Raw genomic sequence first — 12,405 nt, forward strand, 5'->3', positions numbered from 1 at the left:
TTTTCTTCAAAAGATTAAACCATTTATAAATCTCTTTTTTTGATCATTTTTTGTAACTTTTTTCATAATGCTGCGTGATATAGTTAGAATAGAAAGGAGGAGCAAATGGGATCAATTGATCAAATATATCAAAAATATTTTCAAGATATTTATCGCTTTCTCCTTTCTCTTAGCCATGATCACTATACAGCGGAGGATATTGTTCAAGAAACATTCCTAAGAGCCTACTTATATTTAGAATTTTATGATAACGAGAACGTAAAAACATGGCTATTCACCGTAGCCTATCGTACTTTTATTGATCATTATCGCAAACAAAAAAAATCCGTTTCCAAAGAGGGGGCCTTCTTTCATCGCATCAAAGATCCAGGTTTAACCCTTTATGAACAATTTCTTTTGAATGAAGAGGCGAAACAAGTTTTAGTATGGATCAGGGAATTACCCATGAAACAACAACACGCGATTATACTACACGATCTCCATGGATTACCTTACAAGGAAGCAGCTACTGTAATGAATATAAAACTTAGTCATTATAAGGTTTTACTCTTTCGTGGCAGGCAAGCTATCAGAGAAAGGAAGGAAAAAGATGAATGATTCATTCCAAAAGAAACTAGAAGCTTATGAAAATGGTGAGTTATCAGGGAAAGATTTAGAAGAATTTGAACACGAACTAAAGAAATTAGAAACATTACAAACTTTTTTAGAGAAGGATGACACGGATAATATATTTTTAGATCAAAAGGAAAAACAAATAATAAGAAAGGGCAAATGGAGAGCTAGAATTCAAACTACATTTTTTGTCTTTTTACTATTTATCGGTTTTACCTTCATTTCTAGTATATTAACAAGCGTTTATTATGCTTGGGGTAATCCTGATCGTGCTGAAGTGTTACGAAATGTTGTTGAGCATACCTTAACTATTACCGAACCTTATGGATATCTTAGCGGCGTCAATATGAATAGAGGAGGCCTATACTTTAACATGGAATTATCTACTCCAATAAAAAAGCAAGTTGGAGACGAAATTTTTGAAGTAGGGGAGGATCAGTCTCATTTCTTTTTTTCTTTACTACGCCGACAGGAAGAAGAACGTTACAGGGCCAACTCAACTACAATTCCGTCCTTCTTCTATCCCGATTCAGGCACTACTGTTATCTCAGACTGGAACCAGCTTGAAAAACTACCAGAAGGAACAGTGACTTCAGCATACGTATCTTTTTCCAACTTGATGGAGACAGAGGAAGTAATGAAGCTTTTTTCCGGAAAGAACATTGACTTACTCTGGCTTGCAGTCGACTTAGGAGCAGAAAATGTGGATAAACAAGCCGAGGGTGCAATCTTTGAGACAATCGGCTTTCCAAGTTTTCCAATTTGGCATGACGACGATATGATCCTTCATGATCGTAAAGAAGAAAAAGGATCTTTTGGCAGCTCGACTATATCCGAAAGCTACAGTTCACCTTCATATCAGGAAGGCGATTATGATGTTTTACATCAACAATTCATCAAGACACTAAAGTTTTTGCAAGGACATGAAAATATAGCCTCTAAAGTAATCACTGGTGATCTAGAACTCGAGAATAAGATCAGCTACTTAGAAGAAGAAGGAATCAAACATTATGGTGTTGTTATTACAGGACCGACAAAAGAAATTTTATCTTTGGAAGAAATTAATGCTATTGCTGTATTACAAATCGATGAAGCAAGACTTTGGAATTGGATGAGTAGAGAGTAGCAGAAAAGTTGTTGCTCTCTTTTTGTCTAGTGTCATGCTACATTGACAACCAAACTACTTACAACTAGAATAATAACAATGGTGGTGAACGAGAATGATAAACACTCGCTTTTCAGTAGCAATACATATCCTTACACTTGTTGCAACGCAAAATGATAAAGGTGTTACATCAGATTTCATAGCAAAAAGTGTTAACACAAACCCTGTCGTCATTCGCCGTATTGGTTCTTTATTAAAAAAAGCGAACCTGTTAAAAGGTGGACCTGGTGTAGCCGGCTATTCTATCGTAACAGAACCTTCAGAAATTACCTTACTAGATATATATCGAGCTGTAACGTCAGAGGGGGAATTATTTGCAGTGCACGATCACCCTAATCCGAATTGCGACGTTGGCAGAAATATTCAAGCCACACTGGACATTTCTTTAACCCGTGCACAACAAGCTATGGAAAATGAATTAAACAAGCAAACACTAGCTGATATTATTCAACATCTCTCTATACAATAAGGAGATGTTTTTTATTGACTTCAACACAAATTGTAACTATAATTGTTACAATTAATCCAAAGGAGGAATTGACAATGAAAATTGGAATTATCGGGGCAACTGGGAAATCTGGTAAACTGATTACACAAGAAGCACTTCATAGAGGACACGAAGTTACTGCAATTGTACGTAGTCCGGAAAAAGTGGACAATAAAGACGTCGATATCGTGAAAAAAGATATATTTGATATGAAGACCGAGGATATTAAAGACTTTGATGTTGTTGTCAATGCTTATAATTCCCCACAAGGTGAAGAGCATCTACATATCGAAGCTCATCGTGTATTAATCCATGCTTTCCAAGGAACTGATACACGTCTTATCGTTGTTGGTGGCGCAGGTAGTCTATATGTTGATGAAGAACAAACAACACATTTATACGACACACCTGACTTTCCTGATTTCGTATATCCATTAGCTTCCAACATGGGTAAAGCATTAGACGAATTAAAACAAACAGAAGATGTCAAATGGACACACTTAAGTCCTGCAGCAATGTTCGATCCAGAAGGGAAACGTACTGGCTCCTATCAAAAAGGAAAAGAAAATGTCATCACTAATAAAGCAGGAGAAAGCTATATCAGCTATGCAGATTACGCTATCGCTCTACTAGATGAGATTGAAAATCCCGAACATATAGAAGAACGCTTTACTGTTGTGGGAGAAAAAGAATAAAGGATCATTATTGTATTGAATGAAGAGAAAAAGCCCTAGTAATGTGATACATTACTAGGGCTATTTTCGTCTAAGTTAATTCCCAAAAAATGCTTCTGCCTTTTCTAAATATGGCTCTTGATCTACAGTCAATTCATATTCTTCCACGATCGCATCAACTGGACACACCGCTACACATGCACCACAATCAATGCAGATATCTGGGTCTATATAAAATTGGTCTTTTCCTTCTTCGATGCAATCTACCGGGCATACTGTTGCACATTCCCCGGCTTTTTCTGTTTCACAAGGTGCTGTTATGACAAATGCCAAACTAACCATCTCCTCTCCATAAAAATAAGTGGAAAGATGCCTTCCATCCTTCCACTCATCCGAAACGAACAATTATTTATTTCACAGCCGCTTGGAATTTTTCTGCGACAACATCCCAATTAATAACATTGTAGAAACTAGCAATGTAATCAGGACGTCTGTTTTGATAGTTTAAGTAATAAGCATGCTCCCAAACATCGATGCCAAGAATAGCTGTTTTCCCTTCAGAAATTGGATTATCTTGGTTTGGTGTGCTTGTTACTTCTAATTTCCCATCCGCATTTACAACTAACCAAGCCCAACCTGAACCGAATCGGGTAGCAGCAGCGTTAGAGAATTGTTCTTTAAATTGATCAAAGCTACCAAATGCCTCATCAATTGCTTTTGCTAATTCCCCTTCAGGTTTATCTGCTTTAGACCCTGGAGCGATCACTTCCCAGAATAAAGTATGGTTGAAGTGTCCACCACCATTGTTTCTTACTGCAGTGCGGATATTCTCAGGTACACTGTCTAAGTCAGCTAGAAGTTCCTCAAGACTTTTATTAGCTAAGGCATCCTGTCCTTCAAGTGCTGCATTTAATTTTGTAACGTATGTTTGATGGTGTTTTCCGTGGTGAATTTCCATCGTTTTTTGATCAATGTGTGGTTCCAAAGCGTCAAACGCATAACCTAACTCAGGTAAAGTAAAGTTTGCCATATGTAAAACCTCCAATAATATTTATTATACCTTTTAGTATAAAAAGTATAATTATATGTTATACTATTATTATCAATTAATCAATACATTTGCTTCAAAATTTCCAATAATTTCTGTTTGGACAAATTATATTGTATAATGGAATTTAATCAAGGGGAAGCCAATGTAGGAGGAATCCCATGACACCAATAACAAAAACGACAAAAGATAGAATATTAGAATTATTAAAGAAAGAAGTTTCCTTATCTGTCAATGAACTTATCGACCATTTAGATATCACGCATATGGCTATACGCAAACATTTAACTACATTAGAGAAAGATGGGCTTGTTTCTAGTCACCATGAGAAAAAGGATATCGGTCGACCAATCCAAAAATTCTTTTTAACGACAAAGGGCAAACGTCTATTTCCTAATAATTATGAATCGATCAGTGTTGAGTTCTTAAAAGATATTCAAGCAATACATGGAAAAGACTCAATTGAACAACTTTTTGAAAATCGTGAAGAGCGACTAACAAAGCAATATGCCGATCTTGTCGATCAATCCTCAAACCTGGAAAAAATGCGAGATATCGTCCATATCCAAAACGAGAAAGGCTATATGGCGGAATTATCTCAACATGATGATGATCAGTTTGAGATTGTTGAATATAATTGTCCTATATTTGCAGTGGCAAAGGAATTTCATATCGCTTGCCGATGTGAAACAAGCATGTTTAAGAAAGTATTGGGAACAGAGAATGTAGAAAGAGTGCAATGTAAAACGGAGGGGAATAATCATTGTCGGTTTAAGGTGGAATTTGAATAATAAAGACCTGCATCTGTTAGGTCTTATTTTATTTCACTTCCACCACAAACGTATAATGTGCCTCTCCATTAGGCCATTCCCCAATCACTTCGTAAATTACTTTCCCTTTATCAGGAGCCTGGATTTGATTATTCTTTAAAGGTATTTCTTCCATTCTCTTTTCTTCATCCCATAAATAAACAACAATCTCAGGATTGTAATCAGCCGTGAATTCTATGTCACTGTTATCTTCAACTTTTATTGGATCGAGCTTTTTAGCTATCTGATTTGGAGAAGGAGCATCAGTTTGAATCGCTTTCGTTGTTCCACCGTTCTTCATTTCCCAGCTAAAGGAACCAGTTTCCAATGAATATTTTTGCTTATCAATAATTGCATACATAGATGGAGGGTGTCTCAAGTTATTTACGGAATCGTTATTATTAAAGCCACAACCAGTAATGATCAGTAAGAACGAAAAGACAATAAATCGTGGCATCTGCTAATCCTCCTTTCTTTTACTATTAGTCGCTTTTAATTATTAAAAGGTTTCATCGTAACTTTTATCTATTGACTTCTCCCCCCTATTTTTGTAAACTTTGGTTAACTAAATGCGAAAGGGGGAGCCTTGGGCCAATGAAGTTATAATCCTATTCTCTCATAATATTTTCATAAAGAACGTCATTCCACACATGGGATACGTATGTCTTTATGCAGAATATTTAGGATAGGATTGATACTCATTGACCGGCTCAGATATGAGGATACTGCCATCAATATCCTTATAGATATTTGCCTTTCATACGGTATTGCCTCCTATTCTGAATGTGAATAAGGAGGCTTTTTGTTGTCTCCGAATCGGAATGGAGCGAATGTTATGTTACTACAAGCCAAGAATCTTATTATCACTGTAGAAGCAAGAACGCTACTAGAGATTGACGCATTGGAAATATTTGAAGGCGACCGAATTGGCCTCGTTGGGAAAAATGGGACCGGTAAAACAACCTTATTGCACACACTAGCTGGAAAGTTAACACCTGAGCATGGAATTGTCACACATTATGGAACAGTTGATCTTCTGCCTCAATTAAAAGCAGCTGATGGTTATAAAAGTGGTGGAGAAATTACCCAAAACTATATTCAAAGAGCTTTTTCCAATCAAAGTAGTATCCTTTTAGCCGATGAACCGACTACCCACTTAGACACGAACCATATCGAATGGGTAGAAAATACGTTAAAACATTGGCAAGGGGCTTATGTTATCGTCTCACACGACCGTGCATTTTTAGACGCCACTTGTACGAAAATATGGGAAATTGATCAGGGGAAGCTCAATGAATATAAGGGTAATTACCAACAATTCAAAGCCCAAAAAGAACAGGTCCTACGTCAGCATCAACAGGAATATGAAAAATATCAAACCAAGAAGCAACAACTAGAAAGAGCTTTAACACTAAAATCAGAAAAAGCGGAAAGAGCTACTAAGAAACCGAAAAATACAAGTGCGTCTGAAGCAAAAATAACAGGGGCAAAACCCTATTTTGCCAAAAAACAAAAGAAACTCCAACAAACAGCCAAAGCGATTGAAACCCGACTGGAGAAGCTTGAAAAAGCAGAAAAACCTTTCGAAGAAACACCGATTAAAATGGATTTACCAAATCAAGAAAAATTGGCTGGAAAGGTACTTATTCGAGTGGAGAATCTAAATGGTAAAGTAGGCAATCAACTGCTATGGAAACAAGCCAATTTCCTGATTAAAGGCGGAAATAAACTCGCTATTATTGGAGCAAACGGAAGTGGTAAAACAACTTTAATTAGGAAGATACTTTATGGTGAAGAAGGTGTTCACCTTTCTTCTGCCTGTAAAATAGCTTATTTTAAACAAGACTTATCGATTTTAGATCCAAACCGTTCGATTCTTGAAAATGCACAAGATGGTTCGATTCACCATGAAACATTAATCCGAACAGTACTTGCTAGACTCCATTTTTATCGTGATCAGGTTCATAAGAAAGTTGCTGTATTAAGTGGCGGCGAACGAGTTAAAGTAACACTTGCAAAACTGTTCCTTAGCAACTGCAATACATTGATCTTAGACGAACCTACCAACTTTCTCGATTTAGAAGCGATGGAGGCATTGGAAAAATTGCTTACAGAATATGAGGGGACCGTCATTTTCGTTTCTCATGATCGACGGTTTGTTGAAAAAATAGCAACAAAATTGGTCACCATCGAAGAACAACAGGTTACCTATTTTGACGGAAACTACCAGCAGTTTAAAAACCGGGAACAGACACCTGTTAAAGATGACCATGATGAACAATTACTAATCATCGAAACAAAAATAACAGATGTTTTAAGCAGATTAAGTATCGAACCATCAGAAGCACTTGAAAAAGAATTCCAACAATTATTGAAAGAAAAGCAACGATTAGCAAAAAAGCACTGATCTATGATCAGTGCTTTTCTAGTTTAATCGAACTTGTATGAATTTTTATGAAAACAAGCAATGCTAAAAACACCAATATAGAACCAGAAAAGAATGGGATGAGAAAGGGTAGCCATTGTGTCATCACATACACAAAGGTTAAACTAAGCATCCCTAGTGACATCGACAATAGCGGATGGCCAAACATGATAATTCCCACTTGTTTTAATAACTGGTGCACTTTGCTATCGATCGTTACCGCGCCTGAGAGTAGATGTAAATTATAAATAAGCGCGAAAAAACCAAGAACAATAAATACATAAGTATAGGTGATGTTTCCTGTCCCCATTACATAGAAAAAGTCAATTAATAAAACAGTCCAAAAAATGGTAGATATCACGCCTATTTTCATGCCTTTCTTATAATTCAGCCTAGTATATTGCCAGAAATCAGCAAAGAGCTTAACATCTTCCTTTTGAATAAATTGGTGTACAATCGAAAATAATGCCATAGTAGTTGGAAAGAACACAAAAGGTGATAACATTATTAGTAGCCCAAATAATACTACTATCACCCCTATCTCATCTGCCATTAACAAATTCAACACAATAAAGAAAATCGGTAGATTACACACCGTCCAAATAATATTAGCAAACGAAAATTTATAAACCCAATCAGCAATCACATAAAATCTACCCATTATCCCCGTATTTTGCATGTTCATCACCTTTCTATTTAGAAAAGAAACGCAAACTTTGTGGTGCCGACAATTGTATCTGATAATAGGATTCTCCTAACTCAGATGGTAAGACTTTTCCGTCTCCTTCCCATTCGTATTTTAGATCAGAAGGTAATCCTAATGTAATAATTGTTTCACGCTCTGCTTTTAAGACGGTAGAAAATGTACCTTTTAATAAATCCCAACGAAAGCTTATCGTACCCGTACAGAAGTGAAATGTATCAACTTGCCCTGAGTTCCAATCATCAGGTAAAGCTGGCAAAAGCTTCACCAATGTTGGTGACACATAAATCAACATTTCCTGAATAGCGTTTACGATACCTAAATTAGCATCCATTTGCACTGGTGCATAGTCGATTTCCATTGTCAGCCCCATATTACGCCAATCATTATGGACTGTATAAAAGTTATTTAACAAACAAGACCTTGAAAGGTTTTCGAGACAAGTACTTGCTTTAGTGGCATCTTGTAACCTCGCATAAATACTTGCCATATGAGCATAGGACCAGCTTGTTTGTGCTCCTAATTTTCTTTGTTGTACCGCTTTTCGAAATGCCTCAAATAGCGGTTCTTCTTTCTCTTTGATTAATTCTTGACCAGGGAAAATCGGATAAATATGGGAGAGATGCCGATGTTCATTATTATCTTCAAATGGATCGCTCAGCCATTCCTTAATGGCGCCATCTTTATTTACTCGATAGGGCGGAATTAGTTCAAGCATTTTCTCCCAAATAGGTCGTTCCTGTTGGTAGATCGAAACAATTGAACTACCTTCTATTAAATTAGTAAGTAATTCCTTCATCACAGCAAAATCCATCGTAGCATTTATCGCTGTTGGCATTGGATGGGCAACTGGCTCACTACTTTTAGGCATGAAATTTACCGGTGTATTCTCTGGTGATACAGAAGGATAATACAGGTAATAACCATCCTCGCCAACTTCTAAAAAATCTTGATAGAAATCCGCCACTTCTTTCATAAAAGGTAAAGCATGTTGCTTCAAATATTCATGATCTCCTGTAAATTGATAATATTGATAAAAATGCTGGGCTAACCATCCAGCTGCAGCAGTCCAATTCATAATAACAGGTACTAATTGATTTGGTTTCCCAATACCTGGTGTTGTCCCTGCAGGTATATAAATCCCTCGACAACCAAATAACTTTCTTGCATTATCGCGGAAATCAGCCATCAAAGACTGATAATACTCCATTAACGCAAGACTGAATTCTGCTAAACCACCTATTGAAGTATGCCAGTACATCATTTGAATGTTCTCATTAGCCATCCGATGACTCCACATTAAACGGTAATCACCATGCCACAACCCATACATCGAAAACGGTTGACCACCTATTTTAGTACCTGAAATAAATAAATATCGGCCAAATGACCATAATTTTTCATAGAGTCTCTCTTTAGCTTCTCCACTACTATAAGCGTCTAAAAGTAACACTTCATTTGACCATTCCTCTTGGTCATCTGTTAGTTGTAACTTGGAGGAAAAATATAGTGGCTGATAAACTTGTACATGATTGTCTAATAATTGCTGATATGTTGCTGTCACATTAGCGAGCTCTCCTTTTAATACTGGCCATTGCAATGAACTACTTGATTGAACAAACACTTTTACAAGGATTAATAAACTATTAACATTTATACAGCGTAATTTCTGTTGATCTGTGATCACTTCCCCGTCTTCTGCAATTACTCTAGCAACTGCCCCAAACTCTGTATCATCCTCATTCGTAGCTTTATAGAATAGATAATTGTCCTCCGTATTCCATTCCACTGTATCTGCTAGTTCTTGGTATCTTTTCTTCATATTTAGTGAAGTAGTTGGATGTAAGTCAAAGTTTAACACGGCATCAATAGCATTAGCTTTATTGGAGCTAACTCGATAAACGATCAAATTATCAGAACGGGAAACAAACAAATCCCTCGTAAATGTTGTATCATGTTCAGACCATGTAACACGGACTTCACCAGTTTCCATGTTAATGCCTCTCCTATAATGGCTAAATCCTTGGTCACACGGCATCTCCAGTTGCAAATCTACAAGGGGTAACGGACATGCTAACTTTGAGTGATAACCTTGTTTTTTCACTTCATTTGTTAAGTGCCAATTCGCTTCTTGATATTCTCCCTCCTTCATCAAAGCTCGTGTCTCTGTTAAAGTGTGACTAATGTCAGGCAACTCTCCTTTCACACCCATATGCCATAATTGAGAATGATTAATTAAGATGGTCTCTTTCTTGATCGCCCCATATACTGCTGCTCCTAGTTCACCGTTCCCAGCTGGTAAAGCCTCCCGCCACATGTTTCTCCACCATGAAGCAGGATATTGTAAGACAAGCTTGTTTCGATCAGACACATTATCAAACAATTGATTGTCCCCCTTTGACCAGTACTTAAATGTAGGTTTGAAAACCTTCTGCTTGAATGGTCCACTTACCGTCTTTAGGAAATCCCGGATAGCTTTCCCCATTATGATCGTCCCAACCGGCTATCATCATTGCAATTGCAATTAACAAGCCACCATTACCAGGCAAGTATGCTGACAGCCCTGGTCGTTGATAATTATGTCCATTAGGTAAATGTGTATTTTTTACAGCATCCATTAATAAAAAGTCGATAGCAAGTTCTGCTTCACCTAACCGCGCAGCTGTCATTGCACACATTGGAAAATCCCATCCCCAGGCAGTATCCCATTGCCACTCATCTTTCACCTTAAATAAAGTACTTTTCATTATATCGTTGTCTATCAGTGTTCCTGGTAAAATACCGAACGCTGCCACCATCGAAGGATGATCATGATTTTTTTCCATAAAGGTACGGTCACAATTTTCATGTGCTAGATATACGCCATCCTTGTCTCGAGGTTGTTTTAAATGATCTACAACATGCTGCCATTTCTCATTTTGGGGATCCCCTAATCTTTTCGCCCATTTCAGTGCCGTTTCCAGACCATATTTCCAATATTCAAGTTCATAAGGAGGATTTTTAGATTCCTCCATTCGGTGACATTCTTGTGCCGGAATTAAAGGTGGCCCTAAAACATACACTTCTTCTTTATCATTCCAGCTGGCAAAATCAGCCATGAAATCCGCAGAAGCATATACTATCTCTTTATATTGATTTAGTACTGCTATAGCGTTATCATCACGGTAAATTAACTCGGCTAACATGATCGGGTGTGGCTGTTGCCAGATCAGTCCAGGTGCTACCGGTGAGGGGCTTTGCTTACCATCTATCCCTACCATCTTGGGCCATCTAGCACCTTGATACCCTTGTTGACGGGCTATTTTTCGAGCAATAGGTAAAATAGTTTCATACCATTGTAGACTTTTAGTTAATTTATCAGCTCTTCCCCATAACGGAAAATGTGCACTGTGCCACCAATGCATTTCTAAATGGGCTTTACCAAACCAACTATTATACATCAGACCCGTTTCTTGTGAAGGAATCGCGCCACTACTGTGAATAGCAGTTAAATACTGAGATAAAATAACCCTGCGCTCTAATTCATCTGCTCTGGCATCAGTGCTTCCCTCGAAACTAACAAATGCCCCCTGTTCCCAAAAATCTCCCCAATATTGTTCAGAAGCCTTCATCATTTCTGTTGCTTCACTCACTTCGATCTCTTCATCCGGGTAAAATGTTACAACAAAGCTATATTGCTCTTGATTACTAGGTGGAACTAGTTGAAATTGATGTGTACGTAGTTGTGAGAAACTCGCACCATTTGTCTCCCATCGCACATAATAACTATCCTCATCCATTACTCGTTTCAAATGTACGACATGATCGTTATTATCTATTTCCGTAGTTTGATGCCTGTCAGGGTGATCCCAATTCAAGTTAGTTGCTTTTACCCAACTATTATCGCTTATATCTGGCGATGAAAATGACTGAATGATTTGTAGTTTTCCATCTGCGATTAAAGATGATGTGATATGAACGCCGATTGAATCAGTCTTAGGGTCGCAAACCGTCTTGACCAACACTTCTTGATCATTGACGAGATATCGACTAGTTATAATTCCTGACCAAAGATCTAATTCTTGGTTAATATCCGTAATAGCGTCTATGCCTACTTCATTTTGATTTCCATCAAGAAATCGAAATGAAGTTTGCCCTAATTGAACTCGATGAGGGTTTTGCCTTAACCAATAATAAGCCTCTTCTTGATTGCCTGGCTTCATTGGATAAGGAACTTCTCGATCGTAATGCTTAAACAGTTGGTATTCGATATCCCTCTCATTATATAAATCTTTCCCTCTACTATAATGCCATGCCCAATTCGACTGGGTTCCTAAAGGTGTTTCATATAATTGGGGGAAAGTTTGCAAACCCGTAAAATCGACACTAAAACCAAACTCGCTATTTCCAAGCGATAATGGTGATAAAGGTTCAATTTGATGTATACTTGGATTATGTTTTTGAACAACCGTTTTCCTATTCATATTTGTTACCTCCGTTTAT

At 37.4% G+C, this 12,405-nt stretch carries 12 protein-coding genes; 6 read left to right on the forward strand and 6 right to left on the reverse strand.

All coding sequences use genetic code 11. The features are described from left to right. Positions 1–105 precede the first annotated feature (105 nt). The 4 genes from D569_RS0109300 (at position 106) to D569_RS0109315 (ending at position 2,959) form a co-directional block, all read left to right on the forward strand. A complete protein-coding gene (locus D569_RS0109300; protein ID WP_018932144.1) occupies positions 106–597 on the forward strand; it encodes an RNA polymerase sigma factor in 492 nt (163 codons plus the stop codon). After that, positions 590–1,738, forward strand: a complete 1,149-nt coding sequence (locus tag D569_RS0109305; RefSeq protein ID WP_018932145.1) for an anti-sigma factor — start codon at positions 590–592, stop codon at positions 1,736–1,738. Before D569_RS0109300 ends, D569_RS0109305 begins: the two co-directional genes overlap by 8 nt. A 94-nt stretch (positions 1,739–1,832) precedes the next feature. Beyond that, on the forward strand, positions 1,833–2,246 hold the full coding sequence (locus D569_RS0109310; RefSeq protein ID WP_018932146.1) for an Rrf2 family transcriptional regulator: 414 nt from the start codon (positions 1,833–1,835) through the stop codon (positions 2,244–2,246). A gap of 74 nt (positions 2,247–2,320) precedes the next feature. After that, the gene (locus D569_RS0109315; protein WP_018932147.1) at positions 2,321–2,959 is read left to right on the forward strand and encodes an NAD(P)-dependent oxidoreductase; all 639 of its coding nucleotides are present in this window, start codon (positions 2,321–2,323) and stop codon (positions 2,957–2,959) included. A gap of 75 nt (positions 2,960–3,034) precedes the next feature. On the opposite strand, the gene D569_RS0109320 is transcribed toward D569_RS0109315, so the two are convergent. Next, a complete protein-coding gene (locus D569_RS0109320; RefSeq protein ID WP_018932148.1) occupies positions 3,035–3,271 on the reverse strand; it encodes a ferredoxin family protein in 237 nt (78 codons plus the stop codon). 76 nt (positions 3,272–3,347) lie between these two features. Beyond that, positions 3,348–3,968, reverse strand: coding sequence for a superoxide dismutase (locus D569_RS0109325; protein WP_018932149.1), 621 nt, complete (start codon positions 3,966–3,968; stop codon positions 3,348–3,350). Positions 3,969–4,147: 179 nt separating this feature from the next. On the opposite strand from D569_RS0109325, the gene D569_RS0109330 reads away from it, so the two are divergent. Beyond that, positions 4,148–4,777 carry a helix-turn-helix transcriptional regulator gene (locus D569_RS0109330; protein ID WP_018932150.1) on the forward strand — a complete coding sequence of 210 codons (630 nt, stop codon included), beginning with the start codon at positions 4,148–4,150 and terminating at the stop codon, positions 4,775–4,777. A 28-nt stretch (positions 4,778–4,805) separates the two neighbouring features. Here D569_RS0109330 and D569_RS0109335 read toward each other — a convergent pair whose 3' ends face one another. Continuing rightward, positions 4,806–5,252, reverse strand: coding sequence for a hypothetical protein (locus D569_RS0109335; RefSeq protein ID WP_018932151.1), 447 nt, complete (start codon positions 5,250–5,252; stop codon positions 4,806–4,808). Positions 5,253–5,630: 378 nt separating this feature from the next. On the opposite strand from D569_RS0109335, the gene D569_RS0109340 reads away from it, so the two are divergent. Further along, complete coding sequence (locus tag D569_RS0109340) at positions 5,631–7,202, forward strand: Vga family ABC-F type ribosomal protection protein (protein ID WP_033404850.1); 1,572 nt, start codon at positions 5,631–5,633, stop codon at positions 7,200–7,202. Between the two features lie 7 nt (positions 7,203–7,209). On the opposite strand, the gene D569_RS0109345 is transcribed toward D569_RS0109340, so the two are convergent. From D569_RS0109345 to D569_RS0109355, 3 genes are read right to left on the reverse strand one after another with little or no spacing between them, the layout of a single operon-like run. Continuing rightward, on the reverse strand, positions 7,210–7,899 hold the full coding sequence (locus D569_RS0109345) for a DUF624 domain-containing protein (protein WP_018932153.1): 690 nt from the start codon (positions 7,897–7,899) through the stop codon (positions 7,210–7,212). 13 nt (positions 7,900–7,912) lie between these two features. Continuing rightward, positions 7,913–10,306: a glycosyl hydrolase family 95 catalytic domain-containing protein gene (locus D569_RS22750; protein ID WP_018932154.1), complete on the reverse strand. Its 2,394-nt coding sequence runs from the start codon at positions 10,304–10,306 to the stop codon at positions 7,913–7,915. A 25-nt stretch (positions 10,307–10,331) separates the two neighbouring features. Then, a complete protein-coding gene (locus D569_RS0109355; protein WP_018932155.1) occupies positions 10,332–12,386 on the reverse strand; it encodes a hypothetical protein in 2,055 nt (684 codons plus the stop codon). Positions 12,387–12,405: the final 19 nt, after the last annotated feature.

It is taken from the genome of Gracilibacillus lacisalsi DSM 19029 (genome assembly GCF_000377765.1).
Taxonomy (GTDB): Bacteria; Bacillota; Bacilli; order Bacillales; family Amphibacillaceae; genus Gracilibacillus; species Gracilibacillus lacisalsi.